Raw genomic sequence first — 23,249 nt, 5'->3', positions numbered from 1 at the left:
AATGGTGCAACATCTCAGTTTAATCTTACACCTTGCACCCTTTTCAAGAACAGGCATCTTGCCTGTTCCACAAAGAATGAATTTCTTTCTTGTGGAACGGGCCGGAGAGCCCGTTGCTAAACAGGTAATTAAGAATAATGCAACATCTCTGTTGACTCAGATATCTGTAGGAACACGGCATTACCGTGTCCTTATCTTTCGCAGTTAAACTCATCAAACTTCACCACTTCCGACTCCGGTTTCCGCGTATCAAAATAGTAGCTGCTAACCGTACCCTCCCCCGTATCAAAAATAGTAAAAGCCGTAATATCATTGCTATCAATATACGGCAGCGGCCGCCCGTCTTCTCCCAACAAAGGCGCCACAGTCGGCACCACAGGTTCCAAGCCGTTCGGGTCTCCAATAGCGCTGTAATCTTCCCGATATCCCGGCGGCACAAATCGGCGCTTTTCCCCCGCAAAAGCACCGTAACTGTTGCCCACATTAGAAGTCTCCAAAAAGTGCATTCCGCTGGAACTGACAAATCGATTCCACAAGTGCGAATGTCCGTAAAATACCAACTGCACCCCCGCTGTTTCTAGTAGCGGCACTACATCCCGAATCAGATAATCTTGCTGTTTCGGATACTCGTAACGCACCATTTTAATCTCGCCATCGAGAGCGCGATCGACTATTTGCACTGGATCAGTATAAGCAGGTACAATATTGTCACCCAGAGAATGTGGCGGGTAGTGAAACATCACAATTTTATATTTTGCCTGCTGGAATTGCGAACTCTTTAACTCTTTTTGCAGCCAAGTATATTGAGCGCTGCCCTTGACAATCGGCTCAAAAATATGCTGTCCGTATCCCCATTTTTCGGGATTATTAAAATCTGCGTCCCGTTCGCGATACCTGCCTCTCGCACCCGGATCTAAATTCGGAGTCCGCCAGATATTCGCCACGTACAAAGTAACTAACCGCACGTCCCCAAAAGTCACAGCATAGTAATTTTTACCTCCAGGAAAATTGAAAATTTCGTCATAGGTATCGCTATTAAAAGTATTGTTTTTCAGCCAGATTTCCCGCACTGAAGAGTCATTATTAGGATTCAAAGAGGCAGCACGTTGAGCGTATATTTTCTCGGCAGCAGCGCGGGGAAAAGGATCGTTAAATTGGTCGCCGAGTGTGCTGTTGGTTGCAAAGCGACCCATGATTTCGTGATTGCCAATCGCCGGAAATAAAGGCGCGTGTTGGATCAGTTCGCCGCCGCTGTAAACGGTTTTGATGCCGTTTTTGTCCAGTTCGGAAAATGCGCGACCTTGCAAAGCGGGAAAGAAGGCGCGGCCTCGGTAGTCGTCAAACCATTCGGAAGCGCGATCGGGTATATTAATTAAATCTCCTGCCATAAAAACCGCGTCAACTCTCCCAATTGTTTCGGCTACTTTCTGGAGATTGGCTGCTGTCATAGGCATCAATTGATGGTCGGAAGTGAGGAGAATTTTGAGCGGGATTCGTGCTGCTGGTGTCGGAGAAAGAGTGAAAACTTTGCTGCTGACAGATGCGCCGTCTTCTCTTTCGCTAGTGACTCGATAAGGAATGCGAACACCGGGCTTTAAATTGGGGACTTCTGCTTCGTGGCGCCAGATATCGCGGACAATTGGATTGCTGTCAATTATGCTTTGTTTGACTTCATCGGAAATGCGCGAGTCTTTGTCTTCGCGAGTGCGGCTTAACTTGGTAGTATTTGCAGCCGCAATTTGACTCAAATTTTCTCCGTAAGCAACAGTGTTGCGAGTACCGGTAAACTCGGTGAACCAGACAACTCGCACCGAGTTTGCTGTTGGGACTTGCAGAAACGGATCGGTTAAAAGTTGAGGTTTGTTAAGGTAAGATTGCATCATGAAACCTAGCAATAGGACAATCAAAATCAAAACACCAAAAAACCAGGGATTGCGAGAATAACCTTGAGAAATTTCTACTTTATTGGGCAAAGGCGTTAACATAATTCATTAGTCATTAGTGTGTAAGGGCGGGTTTCACCAGCCAAACAGAACTCCCCACCCAAATACATATAAACCCGCGCCACTAACTTTAAATTTTAAACTACCAACGTTATCAAAAAGTTAAGAAATTAGTAAAATATCTCACATATAACAAACTTTAACCATTTTTTCAGATATTCTGCTCTCTCCATTCTCTTTCTCTGCGCCCTCTGCGCCCTCTGTGGTTCATTTAAAAAAATTCTCAAAAATGATTGAGACTTGCGATATAACATTCTTAACACCCTTCCTTCAATCTAAAATCTAAAATCTAAAATCTAAAATCCCATGACTCGCCACCTTCTCAAAGCTAACTGCCAAACCGTACACTTGGGCGGTTTCTCTCCGAATATCGAACCTGCTTTAACTGTCGATTCGGGCGATCGCATCGATATCGAAACCTATTCAGGATATTATGTTGCTGACAAAGCGCCGCCGGAATTTCTGACGCCGGAATTTTTAGATATTTGTCAGAATTTGCCTCCCAACCGCAAAGTTGGCCCAGGGCCCCACTTGCTGACAGGCCCGATTTATGTTAACAATGCCGAACCGGGAGACGTTTTAGAAATTCACATTGAGGATGTTTACCCGAGTTTACCAGTAGGATTTAATGCAATTCGCGCCGGATGGGGAGCATTACCTGAGTATTTCCCCGAACCTAAATTGCGGTTTATTCCGCTAGATTTAGAGCAAAAAATTGCTGAATTTCCCCCAGGTAGCGGCATTCGGATTCCCCTGCATCCTTTTTTTGGAATTATCGGCGTTGCCAATGCAGAAATTAACCGTTCTTCTATTCCTCCAGAGCGCTACGGCGGCAATATGGACAATCAGGAACTTCAACCAGGAACGCGGTTATTTTTACCTGTTTTTATGCGCGGCGGTTTACTGTCCATCGGCGACGGACATTCGGCACAAGGAGACGGTGAAGTTGACGGTACTGCCATTGAAACTTCGATGAACGGGACTATTCAAATCATCTTACGCAAGGATTTATTTCTGATATTTCCGTTTGCGGAAACGCCCACTCATATTGTGATTATGGGATTTGGTAGAACATTAGATGAAGCGTTTGAGATGGCTGTAAAACAGACGGTTTATTGGCTGCAAAATTTTGCAGGTTTCAAAGAGGAAGATGCTTATGTTTTGTGTTCCCTATCGGTAAATTTTCGGATTACGCAGGCTGTCAATAATCCTCAAAAAGGAGTTCACGGAATGATTCCCAAGTGTATTCTGCTCGATGTGAACATTATTGACCACCGAGTGTGAGGTAAAATGATAACACGCGATCGACCAAAAAATTAGGATCGCGATCGCACAAACTACACAAATTTGTCACTGCTGTGGTCGATCTGGAGCGCGATTCTGTTGACAATTAAGGTTAAAATGGGATAAGTTACAAATCTACCTAAATCGAACTCAACATGAAAAACCAGACTGACGATGTTGCCAAAAAAGATTTAGTCGATCAAGCTTTTGGGAGTGCAGCAATACCAGATCCGACAGCGTGGGTGCACGAACATTATTTTCTGGCTAATTTCGCCGATACTCTGGCCCTCATCCAAGAACATATGTCTGATGACAGTTGCGACATCGGCGAGAATGGTGACTCTGGCGAGGGACTCTTATCGATCGATGCCAAAATTAGAGATATGTTGAGAGCTACTTTTAGCGACGACGGCTGGCAGTATGTCGAAAGTTTATTGTGAGTTTCGTAAAATCCCTAAGTATTTGTACGTTCATCACTTGAGAGCGTAAGTTATACCAGTTTAAAAAAAGAATCCAACTTTCGGCAGGTGATCTAAACAATTAGATCATCCGTTATTCCCAATTCTTTAATCTCAAATCTCAAATCTCAAATAATATCAGTTTCCTCCCCCAACACAGACTCGCAACTGGGAGTAGCTGCGTGCATTTCCACCCGAATTTGAAGTAAATTTGACCTATTGTGATGTAGGATACTTTAGATTGGCGGGAAATTACTGTCGCTAGGAATTTCGATTGATCGCAAAAAAGCCGCACTTTCTTCGGGCAAAGCAGTATTGATAAACATCCCGCTGCCCAACTCAAATCCAGCTTGCTTGGTGACTCTGGGAATAATGGCGATATACCAGTGAAAGTATTTTGTTCCCCCTTCGGCGATCGGCACGGATCGAATATTATAGTTGTAATCGGGATTGTTCAATCCGTAATAAAGCTTAGCCAGTACAGTTTTCAAAGTATAAGCAAGATCCGCAATTTCCGCATCAGTAAGGTCATCAAACGAAGAGGAATGCCGACGCGGAAAAATCCAAGTGTGAAACGGTGAAAGTGCAGCGTAAGGGATAAAAGCCACAAAATGTTCACTCTCACAAATCACTCTTTCCTTCGCAGCTAATTCATCTTCCAAAGTCCGGCAAAACAGACATTCTCCCGTGTCGTCAAAATATCTAATCGCTTCGTCGATGCGGCTGCGAAATTGGCTTGGTACAACGGGCGTCGCTGCTATCTGCGAGTGGGGGTGTTCGAGAGAAGTTCCGGCAGTTTCCCCGTGGTTTTTGAAGATAATAATTGTTTCAATGTGGGGATTTTTTCTAATTTCTACATAGCGCTGGCGGTATACTAAAAGTATGTTTGCAACTTCTTCAACGCTCAACAAAGCTGTCGTCAAATCGTGTCGCGGGTGTTCGACAATTACTTCGTGCACGCCGATTCCCGCCATCGTGCGGTGAATTCCCGATGATATCCTCATCCATTCTGCTGTCGGGGAGAGGGCGGGATATTTGTTGCAAATTGCCCTGACTTTCCAGCCAGCGCGATCGCCCAAACGGCAAGTTTCTAAGGTTCCGTCTTCCTCATTTCCCACGCAAAACGGGCAATCGGCGCGGTGCGGTGGCACTACTGCTGCCAACTTTTTTTTGTTTGCGAATTGATCCGGTCTTGTCGCCCGTTCGGTGGCGATGATTACCCAATCTCTGGTAATTAGATTTTGTCTAAGTTCAGACATTTTCTTACCTTCAGTTGCAGGGTTTAACCGTTGATTATTGTATAGAATAATTTGTATTTTGTCACTAGCTATTGCATTTTTTTAACAAATCTTGATTTCTAAAGTTTCCAGCAGTTCCCAACAGAAGTTAAGAACAGTTGGCATCAACGATAGAGGGCGATTAGGACTAAAGTGGTACAGAATATGTGTCTCTGCATTACGGGTAAGCACAGCTTTTAACCGCAGAGATTAAGCCAACTGCAACTGCACATTCTGCAACTTGCAAATCGCTTTCAACACTTGCGCCAACAAGAGAGATCGCTCTCGGTCAATCAAATTCAATTCCGGTAAAATCTGATAAGTACAAGGATTGCCCCGCGTCAGATACACAAACTGATAGTTGCGTCCATTCGTTGTCAATCCCCAAACAGAGGATTGCGGCTGCAAACTTTTATAAGCATAAGTCAGCAATTGCGGCAAACCGGCCCAAGGATCGATCACACTATTTTTCGCCTCCACTACCAAAATCCAAAACTGTGCCGCCGCTATGTCTGCATCCGGCTGATTTACCGCTAAAATATCCCAGCGCCCTTTAATTAAAGTATCCTCATCCTCAACCTCGATCGGGATGCTATCTTCCATTGTCAGCACGATCGGAATATCAAAAAATCCTGCTAATCTCATTAACGGTGAAAGCACTAAAAATTTAACCAGTTCTTCTGAAACTTTTCCGGCGGATAAGTAGCGTCGAAAGTCAGTTCTAATTTTTAATATTTCCTGCTGTTCTAATTCTGACAGCGGTTCCAGAGAGAAAAAATCGGTGAAGGCGTCTCCTTCTCGCTCTTCCAGTTTGAGAAGGCGGCGAACGTCATTTAGCCAGAGTTGGCTTGCTTCTAAATTTTGCGTCATGGCTTTAGTGCGATCGGCTGTTAATGTCAATTATAAAAGCATTACCATCGAATTTGTTATAATATAATCATACCAGATATCGCTCCTGTAAATCGGGTAGATTGTATGAAAGCAATTAAAGTGATGGCAACGATCGACGATCGAGGACAATTGTGCGTTGGTGAACCGCTCAATTTATATCGCAACAGCCGAGCCGAAGTAATTGTGCTGGTTCCCGAAGGAACAGACATTAATAAAGAGAAGCAATCTCATGAAGCCAACCACCAAACCACGCAACTAGAAGACTACTTCAACTTCCTGAGACCAGATGATATTCGGCTCAAAGGTTCCCGCATTGGCATCGAAACCATTCTTTATGAATACCTGTTTCGCGCTCGAACTCCCGAAGAAATCGCTAACATTTATACATCGCTCACCCTCGAACAAGTTTATGCGACCATTTTGTACTACCTGCACAACAAAGAAGCAGTCGGTAAATACATAACCGAATGGCTGGAGTGGGGCGATAAAATGCGAGAAGAACAACGTCGCAATCCTCGTCCAGTATATGAAAAAATCCGCAAACTGAGAGCAGAAAGAGATGCAAGGAGAAAGGCTGATGGCAATCCAGTATCTCTTTGATGAAAATGTCGATCCTGCGTATGTCAATCAAATTCGCAGACGCAATCCCGATCTGGTTGTTCTAGCAGTGGGAGAACTAACAGCACCTTCCACAGGCACTCTCGATCCAGAAATTATTATTTGGTGCGAAATCCACAATTTCATTCTTGTTACCAACAACCGCCGCTCTATGCCTGTTCATTTAACAGATAATCTAGAGCAAAATCGCCATATTCCTGGAATTTTTATCCTGAATACCAAGTTGAGTAGTGGTCAAAACATTGACGAACTGCTTCTGATTTATCAAGGCTCGTTTGATGATGAGTACCAAGATAAAATTGAGCATTTACCGCTACCATAATTTATAATACAGTCCCAACATTTACAAAATTTCCCAAAGTCTTAAGGAAAATAAACATACTTCTGCCCCAACTTATGCAAACAATAGTTACAAAGACTAACCGAAGTTAAAGTTAAAAGCAATGTCACAAGATACGATCGAATCAATTCTGCATGAAAAACGCCTCTTTCAGCCGCCCGCTGAATTCTCTCAAAAAGCTCACATCAAAAGCCTAGAAGAATACCAAGCCCTCTACGACAAAGCCAAAGCTGACCCCCAAGCCTTCTGGGCAGAACTCGCCGCCCAAGAATTGCACTGGTTCCAAAACTGGGATACCGTGCTCGACTGGCAGCCGCCTGTTGCTAAATGGTTTGTCAACGGTAAAATTAATATTTCTTACAATTGTCTCGATCGCCACTTAACCACTTGGCGCAAAAATAAAGCCGCCCTGATTTGGGAAGGTGAACCCGGAGACTCCCGCACCCTCACCTACGCGCAACTCCACCGCGAAGTCTGCCAAATGGCGAACGTCATCAAACAATTGGGAGTCCAAAAGGGCGATCGCGTCGGCATTTATATGCCCATGATTCCCGAAGCTGCGATCGCCATGCTAGCCTGCGCCAGAATCGGTGCAGTACACAGCGTTGTTTTTGGCGGTTTTAGTGCAGAAGCTTTGCGCGATCGGCTTAACGACGGCCAAGCAAAACTCGTCATCACCGCTGACGGTGGCTTCCGCAAAGATACCGCCGTCGGCCTCAAAACACAAGTAGACAAAGCATTAGCAAATAATGCCACACCAAGTGTTACCAACGTTCTCGTAGTTCAGCGCACCAAACAGAAAATTGACATGGAACCAGGGCGCGATCATTGGTGGCACGATTTGCAAAAAGGTGCATCGGCAAATTGTCCCGCCGAACCGATGGACAGCGAAGATATGCTGTTCGTACTCTACACCAGTGGCAGTACCGGCAAACCGAAAGGAGTCGTCCATACAACCGGTGGTTATAACCTTTATACCCACATGACAACCAAATGGATATTCGACCTCCAAGATACCGATGTTTACTGGTGTACTGCTGATGTCGGCTGGATTACTGGACACAGTTATATTGTCTACGGCCCGCTGTCCAACGGTGCGACAACTTTAATGTATGAAGGTGCTCCTCGCCCTTCAAATCCTGGCTGTTTTTGGGATGTAATTGAAAAATACGGCGTCACCGTTTTCTATACTGCACCCACAGCCATTCGCACCTTTATGAAAATGGGCGAACACTTGCCAAATGCCAGAGATTTGTCATCTTTACGATTGTTAGGAACCGTCGGCGAACCGATTAACCCTGAAGCTTGGATGTGGTATCAACGAGTAATTGGCCACTCGAATTGTCCGATCGTCGATACTTGGTGGCAAACAGAAACCGGGGGAATTATGATTACCGCTTTGCCCGGTGCAATTCCTACAAAACCCGGTTCTGCAACCCTACCGTTCCCCGGAATTGTGGCTGATGTTGTTGACCAAGATGGCGAACCAGTAACTAACGAAAGCGGCGGTTATTTAGTGGTGAAACATCCTTGGCCGGGAATGATGCGGACACTTTACAACGATGCCGATCGCTTCCGCCGCACTTATTGGGAATATTTGCACCCGAAAGATGGCGAATTTGTGTACTTTGCAGGGGACGGCGCGCACAAGGACAAAGACGGTTATTTCTGGGTAATGGGCCGCGTTGACGATGTAATTAATGTGGCCGGACACCGACTCGGCACGATGGAAGTCGAGTCGGCTTTGGTATCGCATCCAGCGGTGGCGGAAGCTGCGGTTGTTGGTAAACCGGATGAGATTAAAGGTGAGGAAATTGTGGCTTTTGTCACGCTGGACAACTCGCAGCAACCTAGCGAAGAATTGGCTAAGGAATTGAAGCAGCACGTTGTTAAGGAAATTGGGGCGATCGCCCGTCCCGGCGAAATTCGATTTACTGATGCTTTGCCGAAGACTCGAAGCGGGAAGATTATGCGGCGTTTGCTGCGTTCTTTGGCTGCGGGACAAGAGGTTTCTGGGGATACTTCGACTTTGGAAGACCGGACGGTTTTGGATAAGTTGCGGGGAGGTGCGTAGGGGTATGCAACCGCAGATTTTAGCTGATTAACGCGGATGAACGCAGATGAAATTCCCATCCGCTCATCTGCGTTTATCTGCGTTTATCTGCGGTTTAATTGTTAATTGGTTTATTTACCGCGCCACAGATGAACGGCATCGGGGTTAATTTCCGATCTTACTTGCAGCCACTCGTCTAACAAGTAGTCATCATCGACGGCTTGCTTGTGCTGTTCGTCTTTGAGAATTGCCAAGACGTGAACTCCAGACGGATAGTTGACATGACGAATTTCTGGGTCATATCCTAAGTCTTGAATTTTTGCTAAAATGCGATCGACAGCACCGGCAACAGTAAGATCGACGGCAAGAATAATTTGACCGAGTTTAGCACCCGGTTTTACACATTCCAGAACAGCCATTACTCTTTCTCCTTGTAGTTGCAACGGTACACTTGAGGGCGATTTTCAACTTTTCGGGGTTGAGTCACAGATTCTAATTCAACCCGGTAGCGATCGGCTCGTTTTTGGCAATCCTGTTTCGCTTGCCTGGGATTATCCGCTAAAATCGGCTCGTCCCAGCGTTCAGGATCTTTTTCTGGATCTTGAATCATAATTAAATTGCTCCTTTGTTGGACGTTCAACTTCGGGGAAGTCGTCTTGGCATGGTGCGGCAACATTCTGCCAAGGCGCATTTATCTGCTATAATTGTACTGCATTTTTTAGTAGAATTGCAGTATGAGTAAAAATGTTAAAGTTCTAACCATCCGACTGCCTGAAGTAGAAATGCTTCGGCTAGAAGCTTATTGCGCGAACAGCGGTAGAACAAAAACCGATGTGATTCGCGAACAGATTAGGAGTTTAAAAGTTGAAGATAAGTTGCGAGGTGGTTCTTAGGGGGATTCTAAAACCGCAGATGAACCTAGATTAACGCGGATAGTAATCTCGTTTATCTGCGGTTTTAGATAATTTCTATTGTCAATAAACAAGCTATTTGGGGTTTGGCAAAATTTGATTGAACGTCAAAAATATGAGCTACAATCAAGATAACTTCTGGACTGGATCTGAGCGCGATGCCTCCACTACTTAGCAAAACCACAGATCAGCGAATTGTTCATCATGGAATGTGGGAACGGTTTAAATTTATCCAAAAAGGCTTTGAAGGCTCCCCTAGAGTGCGACTATTTTACTATGATGGGACGATCGAGATTCTGATGCCGGGAGAAGACCACGAAACTTTTGCTCATGTTATCGGTTACTTAGTGACTACCTTTCTCGTCGAACAGGGAATTTTCTTCAAGCCCACAGGGGCAATGACGCAGGAAAGATCGGGAGTTGTCTCTGTGCAAGCAGATGAATCTTATTGCATCGGGAGTGTAAAACCAATTCCAGATTTGTCGATCGAAGTTGTCTTTACCAGTGGAGGAATCAGTAAGTTAGAGCGCTATAAAGCTTTGGGTGTTCCAGAGGTTTGGTTTTGGGAAGATGGATTACTGAAGATATATCATCTCCAAGATGGTAGCTATGAAAATAGCGATCGCAGTCAGCTACCCGGACTCAATAACCTCGATCTCGATTTGATGAAACGCTGTATTTTGATGGCGGAAACTGATGCTGGGGAAGCTATTAGATTGTTCCGTCGAGAGATGTAGCCGATCGCAATTTAGCAAATTATGACGGTAGGAGCCAATAGAGCGTCAGTATTTTGATGCCATCAGTTTCTCCTTAAAAAGCAGTGTTTGGCAAATTCTCTCAACAGTTTTAAGATGAACAGAGCTACCCATTCAATCCCTACATTTGACTCAATGCTCTTGCCCACAATTCAGGCTCTACAAATGCTGGGTGGATCGGGAACTACTGAAGAGATTTATGACCGAGTAGCCCTGATTCTAAACTTACCTAACGAGGTGCTGGATATCCCACATGGAAACAAATCCCAGAGTGCTGTTGAGTATCGACTTGGTTGGAGTCGTACTTACTTGAAGAAATACGGGCTTTTACAAAATTCCTCACGTGGCGTGTGGTCTTTAGTTTCAACATCTATAGATTTTGATATTCTGGATGCAAAAGAAATTGTCAAGGTGGTTCGGGATACAGACAAGAAAAAGGTGATGCAGCCAGACAATTTAAACGAAAATGTTGAAGCTGTTGAAACTTTGGAAGAAGTTACATGGCATCAACAGCTTCATCAAATAGTGCTATCACTAGAACCTTCGGCATTTGAGCGTTTGGCACAGCGCCTACTACGTGAATCTGGCTTTATACAAGTACAGGTTACAGGTAAGTCCGCCGATGGTGGAATTGATGGTGTAGGTATTGCCCGTATTAGTGGTTTCTTGAGCTTTCATGTTCTGTTTCAGTGCAAGCGCTATCAGGGTTCGGTTACGGCGAGTCAAATTAGAGACTTCCGTGGGGCAATGCAGGGACGAACGGACAAAGGTTTATTCATTACAACTGGGACATTTACTAGAGATGCTGTCAAAGAAGCAACACGAGATGGCGCACCCCCAATAGATTTGATTGATGGTGAGCAGTTAGTTCAACGACTAAAAGAGTTGGGCCTTGGTGTCAAGATAAAAATGATTGAGTCTGTGGAAGTGGATGCTAATTGGTTTACGAAGATTTAAGCTTCTATTGTGAAGCGATCGAGCATCAATCGATCGCAAGCAATATTTGAACGTGGGTGGAGCGATCGCCTGCATACTACAGTTAGACGATCGCTCTATTGCATAATAATTTGCTATTATATAACCGTGAAGTCTTATATTGCTCGTGTTGTTCTATGCCCGCTTTAGACCTGTACCACAATACAGTTAAAAAATCTCTCCTCAATGATGGGTGGATAATTACTCACGATCCTCTCCATCTGAAATGGGGGAAAAAAGATATGTATGTGGATCTGGGAGCAAAACAGGTGCTGGCTGCAGAACGAGGAGAACAGAAAATTGCTGTGGAAGTCAAAAGCTTTGTCAGCGATTCAGAAATGCAGGACTTGAGAGAGGCGATCGGACAATTTACTATTTATCGATCTGTGCTTCAGAGAACTTATCCAGAACATACGCTTTATCTGGCTGTTCGCGATATCACCTATGAATCTCTATTTGAAGAACCGATCGGTCAATTAATGATTGAAGATGAAAAGCTCAAGCTGATTGTATTCGACCCAAATCAAGAGGCGATCGTAAAATGGATACTTTAGCTAACTTTAGAACCACCATTAAAACAGTTCTCGAACCTTACACAAAAATTCCTTACTCTCATGGCGATATAATTTGTAAAGCCGTGTTTGATGAAAAATCTGATTGTTACCTGCTAGTTACTTTAGGCTGGGATAAAGCCAAACGAATTCACGGCTGTTTGGTTCATATAGATATTATTGATGATAAGATTTGGGTACAGCGAGATGAGACAGAATACGGCGTGACGAAAGAACTTGTAGCTGCTGGAATTTCCAAGGATTCCATTGTTTTAGGTTTTCATCCCGCCGATGTCAGACCTCATACAGGTTATGCAGTTGTGTAGTTAATGAATTATTTGGCTCATCTATTCTTATCAAAAGGCACGCCAGAATCCCTGATTGGCAACCTCTTAGGAGATTTTGTCAAAGGTTCGGCAATCAACCTTTATTCCGATGAAATTAGAAAGGGCATCGATTTTCACCGCAAAGTAGATAGCTACACCGACTCTCACGCCATAGTGCGATCGAGTAAAAGCCTTGTTTGCGCCGAGAGACGCAGGTTTGCTGGAGTTTTGATTGACGTGTTTTACGACCACTTCTTGGCTAAAAATTGGCTGGAATATTCAGAAATTCCCCTCCGCGATTTTTCTTGCCATGTGTATAAAGTCCTGCAAGACAACCGCGATATATTGCCTGAATCTCTCCAGCGGGTGCTGCCAACAATAATTGCGCGCGACTTGCTTTCATCTTATCAGGAAATTGCAGAAATCCGCATCACTCTTACAAGAATGTCGGCGCGACTCAAACGGACAAATAACTTGGCAAGCGGCATAGAAGATTTGACAGCTAACTATCAGCGATTAGAATCAGATTTTCGAGATTTTTTCCCCGACTTGATAAAATACGCCACACTTGACAAATATTAATACAAACAACAAAAATTACAGTTGCTATTGATAGCGAACTCGTGTATGATTCAACCGATACCTGCATGAAATCTCAAGTGCAACAGGGTTCAAAATATGGCAACCAGAATCCCGAACCTGCAAATAACTAAAGTAGTTGATGGCGACAGCATCAAAATTTCTCTCAACGGCAAAACCGAGGCTCTGCGCCTGATTTGCGTCGATACAGAAGAAAGTCATCCGGGAGGTTCCAAACCTGTAACTGCGGCGGGCAAAGCAGCTTCGGAAATGGCTAAAAAATACTTCGGCACAGCAGATGGCGGACTTGCTCAAATTGACATAGAATTTGATACAGATGACCCAATAGAAATTGCGGTGGAAAAACACCGCGATAACTACGGGCGTCTCCTCTGTTACGTACATAAAGACGGAGAAAATTACAATCTTAAACTGATTGAAGAAGGCTGGAGTCCCTACTTCGTCAAATACGGGCGATCCCGATTGTATCACCGACAAATGACTGAGGCAGAATCGGCAGCCAAAGCTTACAATCTGATGATTTGGAATCCGATTATCAATGCCAAAATCCCCTCTCGCAACTATGCTAATTTACTGCCTTGGTGGTCGATGCGAGCCTCGATTGTTGAAGAGTTTCGGTTATCGGAAGCAACGGCAGGAGCGCTTTCTTTGAGGTTGCACTACCCGAAAATATTAGCTGCTTCTGAGAAAGCTAAATCTATTACTATTTTTTGCGATTTGCAGGCGGGGATTACTAAATGGATCGGCAGCAGCGCTCTGATTTATGCTGGCTCAGTTTATCATAAATTAGATTTGTGGATACCAGATGCTGCAACTGATGAAAGAGCTCCCTTGAAACGGCTAATCGAGAAGCGTTATGCGGGTTTGGGACGGGGATATGTGTATGTCAGTGGGAAGGTAGAACAGTACAAAGGGAAGCCTCAAATAGTTTTGAAGGATATCAAACAACTATCAGACTTTCCCTCACAAAAGTGAATTTTACATAAATCTAATTAAAAAAATTGCAGGACAAATGGAACGATGAAGACTGTTCTCCGGGGAACGCGATTGAATTTTGGGCGATTCCCTACCGCAACGGACTCGCTTAACGAACGGGATACCTTGGCTTCACGCATTTTTTAAAATTTAAGTAGCATTACGGTTGACAATCCCAAATTATTCGGTTTTTTTTATTAGGCTAAATCAATTCATACTATAATAGTACAATCGCAAATCTGTAGCGGCCAATAGCTGCGACATCCATCCAAACTCCAGAAATTTAAAAGCTATGTGCCAATTACTGGGAATGAACTGCAATGTTCCGACAGATATTTGCTTTTCTTTTGAGGGTTTTTCTGCAAGAGGTGGCAGAACAGACGTTCATCAAGACGGTTGGGGAATTGCTTTCTTTGAAGGTTTGGGATGTCGCCTTTTTATAGACTCTAAACCTGCGATTGCTTCTCCGGTGGCAGAAGTAGTGCGTCGCTATCCCATTCATTCAACTAACGTGATTGCTCACATTCGCAAAGCTACGCAAGGCGAAATTGCTCTGGAAAACTGCCACCCTTTTATTCGGGAACTTTGGGGACGTTATTGGGTTTTTGCTCACAATGGAAATCTCGAAAATTTTTATCCAGAATGTGCCGGAGTTTACAAACCAGTTGGCAAAACAGACAGCGAAAAAGCATTCTGTTTGATATTAGAAAAGCTACGCTCTAATTTTCCTCAAAGTAAGCCTGCTTTAGCGGAAATTTACCCTGTTCTGGAGGAAATTACTAAAACTTTGGCCGAACACGGAATTTTTAATTATTTACTTTCCGATGGAGAACACTTGTTCACCCACTGTTCTACTAATCTGCATTATATTGTGCGACAAGCACCTTTTGCTAGCGCTCACTCGATCGACGAAGATGTAACAGTCGATTTTCGGGAATTGACTAAGGAGGACGATCGCGTGGCTGTTATTGCCACTTTTCCGCTGACAGATAACGAAGTTTGGACGCAAATTCAGCCGGGAGAATTGCTGGTATTTCAGGATGGTTGGCCTGTCAATTCTGGGCTGCTGGAGTTAAGTTAACGAGACTTAAACAAATTTAAAGCCTAAACAGAGCATCGAACCTGCAAAATGACCAGCTTTCCAGTTTGATTGATAAAGCCAGATTTGCCATCGCGCTTGACAGCGGCTAAGCCTTCAAAAAAACTGCCCGCAGCCGGAAATTGGGGGGCGATCGCCCACTAGCCTGCTTAATTGATATATCCCCACCCTTTTGAAGCCCTAACTGCTGCTAAACCTTCATTAAATGAGCGGGGGTTGCACAATTTGATGATGATTCTTGTGGCGTGTCCCGCCTGCGGTGAAAATACACCGGACAGGCTACGAGATCCCATCCCACAACACAATCACAATCATCCCCCAATTATGCAACGGCTTCCCACTGTTCCCGAACTAAAAACAGAGGGATTAATTCGGTTGAATAGCCGCTAGAATTTGTCCGGCTGTCACCGTTTGCCCCTTTTCACAAAACAATTCGGCAACAGTGCCCGCAACATCAGCAGTAATAGCAATTTCCATTTTCATCGCTTCCAAAATTAATAGCCGATCGCCATCAGCAACCGCATCTCCAACATTAACCAGCACCTGCCAAACATTGGCCGAAACGTGAGCGACAACAGCCTCACAGCCGATCGGCAAAGTAACCTCCGCCGCTGTTTCCGAAGCCACATCCGCCGAGGCTTCTGCGATAGCTTCAGCGTCAAATTCCCCGGATGCGGCCCAGCGATCGCGCTCTGCATTAAATGCTGCCTGCTGCTGCGCTTTAAACTCAGCCGCACTGTTAGCAATAAAATGCAAAAACTCATTGTATTCTCTCAAATTAAAAGTGATTTCCTCAACCTTTAATTTAAACTTACCTTCAATAAATTCTTCCCGACAGCGGTGCAATTCCTCATGAGAAACCGGATAAAATCGGATTTGGTCAAAAAAGCGCAAAAGCCAAGGTTTACCCGACTGGAAATCCACCGTTTGTTTGAACCGATTCCACATTTGCACCGTGCGGCCGACAAATTGATAACCTCCGGGCCCTTCCATCCCGTAAACGCACAAATACGCGCCGCCAATGCCAACTGCATTTTCAGGAGTCCAAGTGCGGGCGGGATTGTATTTAGTAGTAACCAAACGGTGGCGCGGATCGAGGGGAGTTGCGACGGGCGCGCCTAAATAAACGTCTCCCAAACCCATCACTAAATAGCTAGCATTAAATACAATTTCTCTGACTTGTTCGATGCTGTCAAGCCCGTTTATGCGGCGAATAAACTCAATATTGCTGGGACACCAAGGTGCATCCGATCGCACAGACTGCATATATTTTTCAATGGCCAACAGCGTCGATTCATCTTCCCAAGATAAAGGCAAGTGCACAATTCGCGCCGGCACTTCCAAATCCTCGATCGCCGGAAGTTCCGCCTCAGCCGCAATCAGCGCCTGCATTAGCTGCTGTTGCGAAATCTGGCGGCCCTCAAAGTGAATTTGGAGCGATCGCATTCCCGGCACTAATTCAATAACACCAGGCAACGGATTTGCTTTCAACTGTTCCATCAAGGCGTGCGCCCGAAAACGCAAGTTTAAATCCAGCACCAACGGGCCGTATTCAACTAGAATATATTTATCCCCAGCTTGACGGTAAGTAACAGCAACCTGTCCCGGAGATTCGGGAATTTCGTGCAAAATAGGAGAAGCGGGAACGGCGGGCAATTGCTCCGCATTTCCCCCAAAAATAGGCAAACTAAAAGTAGCAATTTGCTTATTTTGTGCTAATTCCCGCTGCAAAGCTTCAGCAAAACTCAAACAGTGAAAGCGAATGCTGTCCCCCGGTTTCAGTTGCCCGATTTTCCACAATTCCGACTGCACAATAGTAGCAGGACAGACAAAACCTCCCAAACTCGGGCCGTCCAGACCGAGAATTACAGGCATATCGCCCGTAAAATCGATCGTGCCGATCGCGTAAGCATTATCGTGAATGTTAGACGGGTGCAAACCCGCTTCTCCCCCGTCTTGACGCGCCCAGGTGGGCTTCGGGCCGATCAGCCGAATGCCCGTCCGCGTCGAGTTATAATGCACCTGCCATTCTGTAGAGAAAAACATTTCAATGTCTGACTCAGTAAAGAAATCCGGCGCGCCGTGAGGCCCGTACAAAACGCCGATTTCCCAATTATTGCTGTAGGTGGGAATTAGTTCCGGAGGCAAAGATAATTCCGCTTCCAGAGTTGCAGTTTGATTGAGTTTTAACACATCTCCCGGACGCAGCGTGCGGCCCGCGTGTCCGCCAAATTTGCCCAGTACAAAAGTTGATTTGCTGCCCAAATAATCGGGGACATTAAAGCCGTATTTGACTGCTAAATAAGTGCGGTAGCCGCCGCCTTGAATGGCTTTTAACTTGAGAATGCTGCCAGCTTTTACGGGAATTGCCGTCCAAAACGGCACCGATTCGCCGTTTAGCGTTCCCTTCATAGTTGCACCAGTCAAACTAATAACTGTATCGGCATTAAAGCGCAGAGTTGGGCCTGTAGCTGTGAATTCCAATCCTGCTGTCGATTCGGGGTTTCCTACTAAACGATTTGCCGATCGAAATGCCAGATGATCCATCGGCCCAGAAGGCGGCACGCCAACATCCCAATAGCCAATCCGCCCCGGATAATCTTGAATGCTGCTGTAGGTTCCCCCATCCAATACATCGATCGTTAAAGGTGCGTATTCAAAAGAGTTTAAAAAGCGCGTGCTCAGTTCGCCCCGGCTGAATCGGGAATCGTCTAAAATCTGGCGGAGGTAATCTAAATTAGTTTCAATTCCCGCTATTTCACTGGCATCTAAAGCAGCTTTTAGTTTTACAATCGCCTGTTCTCTATTTTCACCGCAAACGATTACTTTGGCTAGCAGCGGATCGTAAAAAGGAGTAACCTCCGTCCCGGTTTCTATCCAACTGTCGCAGCGGACGTTTTCGGGAAACGCAACTTGATTCAGCAACCCGGAACTCGGCTGAAAGTTCTTGCCGGCATCTTCCGCATAAATTCGCACCTCAATTGAGTGTCCCTGCGGTCGATAGCGGTACTCTTCCAGGGGGAACAAATCTCCAGAAGCCTGTTTTACCATCCACTCAACGAGGTCGATGTTGTTGACAGCTTCAGTAACGCCGTGTTCAACTTGCAAGCGCGTGTTGACTTCCAAAAAATAAAACAGTTTCGCATCGACATCAAACACAAATTCAACAGTACCCGCTGACTGGTAATTTACGGCTTTTCCCAACCGCACTGCTGCACCGTACAACTGATTTCGCTGTTCGTCGGTAATAGCAGGGGCGGGGGTTTCTTCTATTACTTTTTGATTGCGCCGCTGCACCGAACAATCTCGCTCGCCCAAGGCTATGACGTTTCCTTTGCCATCTCCAAAGATTTGGACTTCAATGTGTCTGGCTGTTTGAATGTATTTCTCTAAAAAAACGCCGCTTTGTTTAAAATTGCTTTGACTCAAACGCTGTACTTTTTCAAATGCTTCTGCCAAATCTCGATCGCCAAAACAAGCCTGCAAACCGATGCCGCCGCCGCCTGCGGTACTTTTGAGCATCACCGGATAGCCGATCGCCCCAGCCGCTTTTTGGGCATCCTCTAAACTTGCTAAAAGTTCGCTTCCGGGAGTTAGCGGCACTTGATTTGCAGCGGCTATTTCCCGCGCGGTGTGCTTCAATCCAAAGCAGCGCAACTGACTCGGAGTCGGGCCGATAAATGCAATATTTTCGCTGATACAAGCTTCTGCAAATTCTGCATTTTCGCTCAAAAAGCCGTAACCCGGGTGGATAGCTTGAGCTTTTGTTTGGCGCGCAACTTCGAGAATGCGATCGAACCGCAAATAACTCTCGGCTGCGGCGGCTGCACCGATACAAACGGCTTCGCTGGCGGCGAAAACATGCTTGGCGCGGGCGTCGGCTTCAGAATATACTGCTACTGAAGCAATTCCGAGGCGATCGAGGGTGCGGATAATTCGGCAGGCAATTTCACCCCGATTTGCAATTAGAACTTTCTTAAACATTTAGGTAATTGGGAATTGGGAATTGGTAATGGCAGGGGTTCAGAAACCGGGTTTCTTCCTAAATTTTGGTGAGGATACAAAAATCATCGCAGAAACCCGGTTTCTTGGACTTGGGGCCGGGACTCAGAAACCGGGTTTCTTCCTAAATCTTGGTGAGGATACAAAAATCATCGCAGAAACCCGGTTTCTTTCTTGGACTTGGGGTAGGGGCTCAGAAACCGGGTTTCTTCCTAAATCTTGGTGAGGATGCCAAAATCATCGCAGAAACCCGGTTTCTTGGACTTGGGGCAGGGGTTCAGAAACCGGGTTTCTTCGTAAATTTCGGTGAGGATACAAAAATCATCGCAGAAACCCGGTTTCTTGGACTTGGGGCAGGGGCTCAGAAACTGCGGAGTGCGTAAGTCCTAATAATTAGATATTTTCAGATTACACCGCATCCCAAACAATCAACTGAATCGGCGTAGGATTGTAAGCATTGCAAGGATTGTTCATTTGCGGACAGTTAGAAATAGCCACCAGCGCGTTCATTTCAGCTCGCAAATCAACTGTACTTCCCGGATCGGAGATGCCGTCAACAATTTCAAGCGTGCCATCTTCGCTAACCGGAACATTCATAAAGAAGTTGATATTGCTGACTAAATCTCGCTTACCCAAACCGTAGGGAAGAATTGCGGCGAGGAAATTTTCAACACAGGCGTGCTGGTATTTTTTATCTAGCCCAAACCGCACCGAATTGCTCTCGCAGCTACAGGCGCCACCGGAGGTATCGTGCCGCCCGCAGGAGTCAGCAATTATGGTCATAATGGCTCGCCCTTCATTGGAAATGAGTTGGCTGTTTGTAGTGACAAAGATGTTGCCTTGATTGACGATCGTATCGGGGGCGCTGTAGCGTTCGGAAGGGTCATCGGCATTGTAAACTAAAAAATCTACTGCTTGATTTCCGCCTAAATCTACAATGCGGAGAATCTGTCCTTTTTTGATGACGCGAGCCCAGGGATGTCTGGCGGGTAAAACTTCGTTATAAATTGCAGTTTTTGGATCGAGGATTTGTTGGGTGGTTGCAGTCATGGTTCACTTGGGTTGATGAATTTACAGCATTTTTTGCCGCAGGTCGGTGCGGATTAGATATAGTTTTCAAATCTGGTTTATTAGATGTTTTGCCTCAGTTTTTGATGGCTCTTTTAACCGCAGATGTTATGCAGATAAACACTGATAAACGCAGATGATGGCGGGAATTGGAGGCGATTAAATTCAGTGTTGTCTATTGCACGAACAAAGCATCGGTGTTGATGAACCCGCGCACGGCTTCCGGGTTGGCGGTGCGGCACAAGTCGTCGGGTGCGGGGGCGGGGGTTTTCACAATCTGAATTTGGATGGGTTTTGGATCGTAAATTGAACTCGGATGCAGGATGTGGGGGCAGTTAGATATAACGGTTAATACGTTCATTTCGGCTCGCAAATCGATAAAACTACCCGGTTTCTCGCAGCCTTCGCGAAACTCCATCGTGCCGTCTGGTTTGACGGCAATTCGAGTAAATAAGTTGAGGTTGGGCATGATATCTTTTTTGCCCAATCCCCACCGAGTTAGGGCTTTGAGGAAGTTGTCGCGGGAGTTTTTCCAGTCTCCTTCGCCGTATTTTTTTGCATTGCTAACGGCGTTGCTGCATCCTCCTAGTAAATCGTGACAGCCGGAGGTGTCTTGGGTGATGGAAAATAGAATGCGTCCCATGTCTGTGTAAAGCACCATGCCTTGTTTGAGAAAGGCGTTGAATTGAATTTTGGCTGTGTCTGCTGCGTTGAAACGTTCGATCGCATTGTCGGCGTTGTAGCACAGCATGGAAACGCCGCGAGAGCCTTCTAAATCGGTGATTCGCAGGGTGTTTCCCCGCTTGATGACCCCCGACCAGTACGCGCCGCCCGGTACGGTTTCTTCGATTAATACGAGGCTTGAATCAATTTGTGAATTTGTGTCGATCGATAGTTGCACCATAAGTTCCTCTTGATGTATTTGGGGGGGTCAGCGAAACAAAACAATAGTATTTTGTAGTGGCAAAACCCGCCCTCTCCGAATGTAATGTTTATCTCCACTGATATCTTGCACCATTCTCAAGAACAGGCAAGATGCCTGTTCCACAATAAAATTGAGTTTTGTGGAACAGGCATCTTGCCTGTTCCTAAATAGGTAATTGACAATGGTGCAAGATGTTAAGTTTCCACTTACTTAGGTTTGCAGTTAAACTCTTGGCGCGGGTGCAAAAAGTGCAACTACAAATTTATTTGTATTTAAGCCGCCATTGCAACTGCTTCCTGTCCATGTTTCCGCATCAAATCCATGAGTTCGTCGCGGTAATCGTGGAATTTGGCGTGGCGTTTAACGCTGGGAGTGCGATCGGGCAAATTAATCGACATTTCCTTTCTCACTGTACCGGGACGAGCACCCAAAGCATAAATCCGATTGGAAAGAAACACCGCTTCTTCGACATCGTGGGTAATCATAAAGATTGTAATCTGAGTGCGGCGCCACAAATCGAGCATGAATTCGTGCATCGATTCTTTAGTGTGGATATCCAAGGCGCCGAAAGGTTCATCCATTAATAACACTTTAGGTTCAGAAGCGAGGGCGCGGGCGATCGCCACCCGCTGTTTCATCCCGCCCGACAATTCCTTCGGCAGCGACGAAGCAAACTGCGTCAATCCTACCACACTCAAATAATAGCTGGCTTGTTCGCGCCGCTTTTTCTTGGAAACGCCTTGAAGTTTGAGGCCAAACTCGGCATTTTCCTGCACGTTCATCCAAGGATAAAGAGTGTAATGCTGAAATACCATACCTCGATCCGGCCCAGGCGAAACAACTTCCTTGCCGTCAATTTTAACTTCCCCTGTTGTCGGCTTGTCCAATCCCGCAATCTGCCTCAACAGAGTAGATTTGCCCGAACCGGATGCGCCTACCGCGCAGATAAATTCGCCTTGCTTGATGCTCATATTGATGTCTTTGAGGACAACTAATTTACCATTTTTCGTTTCAAAGTTTTTGTGCAGATTGTTGATTTGTAGAAACATGAGTTTATCCTCTGTATTGCAAGTAAAAAAATGACACCATTCTGCTTTCTAACCTCTGCAGGACTTACGCACTCCGACAAAGAAACCGGGTTTTTTACCTAATATGCGGGCTACAACCTGTGTATTTTCGTAAAAAAACCCGGTTTCACCGGCCCCCATGCGTAAGTCCCGATCGGCTTACTGTTTCTGACTTGACCATTTACAAGAAACCCGCAGTAGATATTGAAAAAGCAAGTCAAAAGTCAGTCCGATCGCCCCAATGACAATCAGCCCCACAAAAATTTCATCGGTTCGCAGAAATCGACCTGCGACGCTGATCCGGCGGCCTAAGCCTTCGGTTGCCGCAATCAATTCCGAGACGATTACCAATTGCCAAGCCGCAGCTAAGTTGATGCGGCTAGCATCAAGAATTCCCGGCAAAACGTGGGGAAAAATAACTTGAGTTAGGATTTCCCAGCGATTCCCACCCAACATATAAGTAGATTCGATCAAGTCTTTTGGAACAAACTTGACTGTATCCATCACCATCAGCGAATTGAAGAAAAAGACGCCGATAAATATCAGCATTATTTTGGGTTCTTCGCCGATTCCCAAGTAGAGAATTAGCAGGGGAATGAACGCTGGTGCGGGCATATATCGCATCAAGCCGAACATGGGTTCCAGTAAGGCGCGAATACTGGGAAAACTGCCCATCAGCACGCCAATTGGTATGGAAAAAACCAAGGCGAACAGAAAGCCCACTCCCACCCGCCACAAACTCGCTACTGTGTCTTTCAAAAGTTCGCGAGTGTTCCACAGCCGACCAAATGCCTCTAAAACTTTGCCGGGGGAAGGCAAAAATTTGGGGTCTACATCGGCGAAAGTTGTTACTAGCCACCATACCAGCAACGGCAGTGCGATCGATGTTACCGTTAACCCAATATTGAGGGGTTGTGGTATCTCTTCCGCAATCCGCCAGAAAACGGTGGGATTTAGGCTTTTTTGCTTGAGGTGGGATTGGATCGATCGAGGATCTGGATTTGGTGGCATGATTTAATTGCGGAACGGTTTGTAGAGTAATTGCAGTAGATTTTGGGGATTATAAAAAGT

General features: G+C 45.5%; 24 protein-coding genes. 13 read left to right on the top strand and 11 right to left on the bottom strand.

Going from position 1 to position 23,249, the window contains the following annotated elements:
- Positions 1-191: 191 nt before the first annotated feature.
- Complete coding sequence (locus tag QUB08_RS02965) at positions 192-1,985, bottom strand: metallophosphoesterase family protein (RefSeq protein WP_333223351.1); 1,794 nt, start codon at positions 1,983-1,985, stop codon at positions 192-194.
- A gap of 324 nt (positions 1,986-2,309) precedes the next feature.
- On the opposite strand from QUB08_RS02965, the gene QUB08_RS02960 reads away from it, so the two are divergent.
- Positions 2,310-3,287 carry an acetamidase/formamidase family protein gene (locus QUB08_RS02960; protein WP_333223349.1) on the top strand — a complete coding sequence of 326 codons (978 nt, stop codon included), beginning with the start codon at positions 2,310-2,312 and terminating at the stop codon, positions 3,285-3,287.
- Positions 3,288-3,442: 155 nt separating this feature from the next.
- Positions 3,443-3,727 carry a hypothetical protein gene (locus tag QUB08_RS02955; RefSeq protein WP_333223347.1) on the top strand — a complete coding sequence of 95 codons (285 nt, stop codon included), beginning with the start codon at positions 3,443-3,445 and terminating at the stop codon, positions 3,725-3,727.
- A 254-nt stretch (positions 3,728-3,981) separates the two neighbouring features.
- Here QUB08_RS02955 and galT read toward each other — a convergent pair whose 3' ends face one another.
- Positions 3,982-5,004 (bottom strand): galactose-1-phosphate uridylyltransferase, encoded by a 1,023-nt coding sequence (gene galT, locus QUB08_RS02950; RefSeq protein WP_333223345.1) that lies wholly within the window; start codon positions 5,002-5,004, stop codon positions 3,982-3,984.
- Between the two features lie 228 nt (positions 5,005-5,232).
- A complete protein-coding gene (locus tag QUB08_RS02945; RefSeq protein WP_333223496.1) occupies positions 5,233-5,892 on the bottom strand; it encodes a restriction endonuclease subunit R in 660 nt (219 codons plus the stop codon).
- 105 nt (positions 5,893-5,997) lie between these two features.
- Between QUB08_RS02945 and QUB08_RS02940 the strand changes: the two genes are divergently transcribed.
- The 3 genes from QUB08_RS02940 (at position 5,998) to acs (ending at position 8,945) form a co-directional block, all read left to right on the top strand.
- On the top strand, positions 5,998-6,513 hold the full coding sequence (locus QUB08_RS02940) for a DUF433 domain-containing protein (protein WP_445300879.1): 516 nt from the start codon (positions 5,998-6,000) through the stop codon (positions 6,511-6,513).
- Complete coding sequence (locus QUB08_RS02935) at positions 6,491-6,853, top strand: DUF5615 family PIN-like protein (RefSeq protein ID WP_333223344.1); 363 nt, start codon at positions 6,491-6,493, stop codon at positions 6,851-6,853. Before QUB08_RS02940 ends, QUB08_RS02935 begins: the two co-directional genes overlap by 23 nt.
- A gap of 121 nt (positions 6,854-6,974) precedes the next feature.
- A complete protein-coding gene (acs, locus tag QUB08_RS02930; protein WP_333223342.1) occupies positions 6,975-8,945 on the top strand; it encodes an acetate--CoA ligase in 1,971 nt (656 codons plus the stop codon).
- Between the two features lie 110 nt (positions 8,946-9,055).
- Here the strand turns inward: acs and QUB08_RS02925 are convergent, their stop codons facing one another.
- Together QUB08_RS02925 and QUB08_RS02920 are read right to left on the bottom strand one after the other, a co-directional pair.
- Positions 9,056-9,343, bottom strand: coding sequence for a hypothetical protein (locus tag QUB08_RS02925; RefSeq protein WP_333223340.1), 288 nt, complete (start codon positions 9,341-9,343; stop codon positions 9,056-9,058).
- Complete coding sequence (locus tag QUB08_RS02920) at positions 9,343-9,534, bottom strand: hypothetical protein (protein ID WP_333223338.1); 192 nt, start codon at positions 9,532-9,534, stop codon at positions 9,343-9,345. The genes QUB08_RS02925 and QUB08_RS02920 overlap by 1 nt, the downstream gene beginning before the upstream one ends.
- 124 nt (positions 9,535-9,658) lie before the next feature.
- On the opposite strand from QUB08_RS02920, the gene QUB08_RS02915 reads away from it, so the two are divergent.
- The 8 genes from QUB08_RS02915 (at position 9,659) to QUB08_RS02880 (ending at position 15,098) form a co-directional block, all read left to right on the top strand.
- Complete coding sequence (locus tag QUB08_RS02915; protein WP_333223336.1) at positions 9,659-9,817, top strand: hypothetical protein; 159 nt, start codon at positions 9,659-9,661, stop codon at positions 9,815-9,817.
- Positions 9,818-9,993: 176 nt separating this feature from the next.
- Positions 9,994-10,572, top strand: a complete 579-nt coding sequence (locus tag QUB08_RS02910) for a Uma2 family endonuclease (protein WP_333223334.1) — start codon at positions 9,994-9,996, stop codon at positions 10,570-10,572.
- Between the two features lie 87 nt (positions 10,573-10,659).
- Positions 10,660-11,547, top strand: coding sequence for a restriction endonuclease (locus QUB08_RS02905; protein ID WP_333223332.1), 888 nt, complete (start codon positions 10,660-10,662; stop codon positions 11,545-11,547).
- A 155-nt stretch (positions 11,548-11,702) separates the two neighbouring features.
- Positions 11,703-12,119 carry an element excision factor XisH family protein gene (locus QUB08_RS02900; protein ID WP_333053641.1) on the top strand — a complete coding sequence of 139 codons (417 nt, stop codon included), beginning with the start codon at positions 11,703-11,705 and terminating at the stop codon, positions 12,117-12,119.
- Positions 12,107-12,442, top strand: coding sequence for a XisI protein (locus QUB08_RS02895; RefSeq protein ID WP_190740648.1), 336 nt, complete (start codon positions 12,107-12,109; stop codon positions 12,440-12,442). The genes QUB08_RS02900 and QUB08_RS02895 overlap by 13 nt, the downstream gene beginning before the upstream one ends.
- Before the next feature lie 3 nt (positions 12,443-12,445).
- On the top strand, positions 12,446-13,024 hold the full coding sequence (locus QUB08_RS02890; RefSeq protein ID WP_333223330.1) for an ACP phosphodiesterase: 579 nt from the start codon (positions 12,446-12,448) through the stop codon (positions 13,022-13,024).
- A 96-nt stretch (positions 13,025-13,120) separates the two neighbouring features.
- Positions 13,121-14,017 carry a thermonuclease family protein gene (locus QUB08_RS02885; protein WP_333223328.1) on the top strand — a complete coding sequence of 299 codons (897 nt, stop codon included), beginning with the start codon at positions 13,121-13,123 and terminating at the stop codon, positions 14,015-14,017.
- A 292-nt stretch (positions 14,018-14,309) separates the two neighbouring features.
- On the top strand, positions 14,310-15,098 hold the full coding sequence (locus tag QUB08_RS02880) for a class II glutamine amidotransferase (RefSeq protein ID WP_333223326.1): 789 nt from the start codon (positions 14,310-14,312) through the stop codon (positions 15,096-15,098).
- A gap of 23 nt (positions 15,099-15,121) precedes the next feature.
- On the opposite strand, the gene QUB08_RS32075 is transcribed toward QUB08_RS02880, so the two are convergent.
- The 6 genes from QUB08_RS32075 to QUB08_RS02855 form a co-directional block, all read right to left on the bottom strand.
- Positions 15,122-15,250, bottom strand: coding sequence for a WG repeat-containing protein (locus tag QUB08_RS32075; RefSeq protein ID WP_445300881.1), 129 nt, complete (start codon positions 15,248-15,250; stop codon positions 15,122-15,124).
- A 232-nt stretch (positions 15,251-15,482) separates the two neighbouring features.
- Positions 15,483-19,100 (bottom strand): urea carboxylase, encoded by a 3,618-nt coding sequence (gene uca, locus QUB08_RS02875; RefSeq protein ID WP_333223324.1) that lies wholly within the window; start codon positions 19,098-19,100, stop codon positions 15,483-15,485.
- Between the two features lie 426 nt (positions 19,101-19,526).
- Positions 19,527-20,168: an urea amidolyase associated protein UAAP2 gene (locus QUB08_RS02870; RefSeq protein ID WP_333223322.1), complete on the bottom strand. Its 642-nt coding sequence runs from the start codon at positions 20,166-20,168 to the stop codon at positions 19,527-19,529.
- A gap of 193 nt (positions 20,169-20,361) precedes the next feature.
- Positions 20,362-21,090, bottom strand: a complete 729-nt coding sequence (locus QUB08_RS02865) for an urea amidolyase associated protein UAAP1 (RefSeq protein WP_333223320.1) — start codon at positions 21,088-21,090, stop codon at positions 20,362-20,364.
- Between the two features lie 293 nt (positions 21,091-21,383).
- On the bottom strand, positions 21,384-22,160 hold the full coding sequence (locus QUB08_RS02860) for an ABC transporter ATP-binding protein (RefSeq protein ID WP_015175425.1): 777 nt from the start codon (positions 22,158-22,160) through the stop codon (positions 21,384-21,386).
- Between the two features lie 177 nt (positions 22,161-22,337).
- Complete coding sequence (locus QUB08_RS02855) at positions 22,338-23,189, bottom strand: ABC transporter permease (protein WP_333223316.1); 852 nt, start codon at positions 23,187-23,189, stop codon at positions 22,338-22,340.
- Between the last annotated feature and the right edge of the window lie 60 nt (positions 23,190-23,249).

It is taken from the genome of Microcoleus sp. BR0-C5 (assembly GCF_036705045.1).
In the GTDB taxonomy this organism is placed as follows: Bacteria; Cyanobacteriota; Cyanobacteriia; order Cyanobacteriales; family Microcoleaceae; genus Microcoleus.
Note: the sequence above shows the minus strand (reverse complement) of the source record. Positions and strands in the feature narration are given on the sequence as shown.

Excerpts from the sequence above, each read along its gene's own strand:
- QUB08_RS02865 (WP_333223320.1), bottom strand. The coding sequence starts at position 21,090 with ATGGTGCAACTATCGATCGACACAAATTCACAAATTGATTCAAGCCTC.
- uca (WP_333223324.1), bottom strand. The coding sequence starts at position 19,100 with ATGTTTAAGAAAGTTCTAATTGCAAATCGGGGTGAAATTGCCTGCCGA.
- acs (WP_333223342.1), top strand. The coding sequence starts at position 6,975 with ATGTCACAAGATACGATCGAATCAATTCTGCATGAAAAACGCCTCTTT.
- QUB08_RS02900 (WP_333053641.1), top strand. The coding sequence starts at position 11,703 with ATGCCCGCTTTAGACCTGTACCACAATACAGTTAAAAAATCTCTCCTC.
- QUB08_RS02855 (WP_333223316.1), bottom strand. The coding sequence starts at position 23,189 with ATGCCACCAAATCCAGATCCTCGATCGATCCAATCCCACCTCAAGCAA.
- QUB08_RS02880 (WP_333223326.1), top strand. The coding sequence starts at position 14,310 with ATGTGCCAATTACTGGGAATGAACTGCAATGTTCCGACAGATATTTGC.
- QUB08_RS02965 (WP_333223351.1), bottom strand. The coding sequence starts at position 1,985 with ATGTTAACGCCTTTGCCCAATAAAGTAGAAATTTCTCAAGGTTATTCT.
- QUB08_RS02860 (WP_015175425.1), bottom strand. The coding sequence starts at position 22,160 with ATGTTTCTACAAATCAACAATCTGCACAAAAACTTTGAAACGAAAAAT.
- QUB08_RS02945 (WP_333223496.1), bottom strand. The coding sequence starts at position 5,892 with ATGACGCAAAATTTAGAAGCAAGCCAACTCTGGCTAAATGACGTTCGC.
- QUB08_RS02895 (WP_190740648.1), top strand. The coding sequence starts at position 12,107 with ATGGATACTTTAGCTAACTTTAGAACCACCATTAAAACAGTTCTCGAA.
- QUB08_RS02955 (WP_333223347.1), top strand. The coding sequence starts at position 3,443 with ATGAAAAACCAGACTGACGATGTTGCCAAAAAAGATTTAGTCGATCAA.
- QUB08_RS02920 (WP_333223338.1), bottom strand. The coding sequence starts at position 9,534 with ATGATTCAAGATCCAGAAAAAGATCCTGAACGCTGGGACGAGCCGATT.
- QUB08_RS02935 (WP_333223344.1), top strand. The coding sequence starts at position 6,491 with ATGGCAATCCAGTATCTCTTTGATGAAAATGTCGATCCTGCGTATGTC.
- QUB08_RS02885 (WP_333223328.1), top strand. The coding sequence starts at position 13,121 with ATGGCAACCAGAATCCCGAACCTGCAAATAACTAAAGTAGTTGATGGC.
- QUB08_RS02925 (WP_333223340.1), bottom strand. The coding sequence starts at position 9,343 with ATGGCTGTTCTGGAATGTGTAAAACCGGGTGCTAAACTCGGTCAAATT.
- QUB08_RS02960 (WP_333223349.1), top strand. The coding sequence starts at position 2,310 with ATGACTCGCCACCTTCTCAAAGCTAACTGCCAAACCGTACACTTGGGC.
- QUB08_RS02915 (WP_333223336.1), top strand. The coding sequence starts at position 9,659 with ATGAGTAAAAATGTTAAAGTTCTAACCATCCGACTGCCTGAAGTAGAA.
- QUB08_RS02870 (WP_333223322.1), bottom strand. The coding sequence starts at position 20,168 with ATGACTGCAACCACCCAACAAATCCTCGATCCAAAAACTGCAATTTAT.
- QUB08_RS02940 (WP_445300879.1), top strand. The coding sequence starts at position 5,998 with ATGAAAGCAATTAAAGTGATGGCAACGATCGACGATCGAGGACAATTG.
- QUB08_RS02890 (WP_333223330.1), top strand. The coding sequence starts at position 12,446 with ATGAATTATTTGGCTCATCTATTCTTATCAAAAGGCACGCCAGAATCC.
- QUB08_RS02910 (WP_333223334.1), top strand. The coding sequence starts at position 9,994 with ATGCCTCCACTACTTAGCAAAACCACAGATCAGCGAATTGTTCATCAT.
- galT (WP_333223345.1), bottom strand. The coding sequence starts at position 5,004 with ATGTCTGAACTTAGACAAAATCTAATTACCAGAGATTGGGTAATCATC.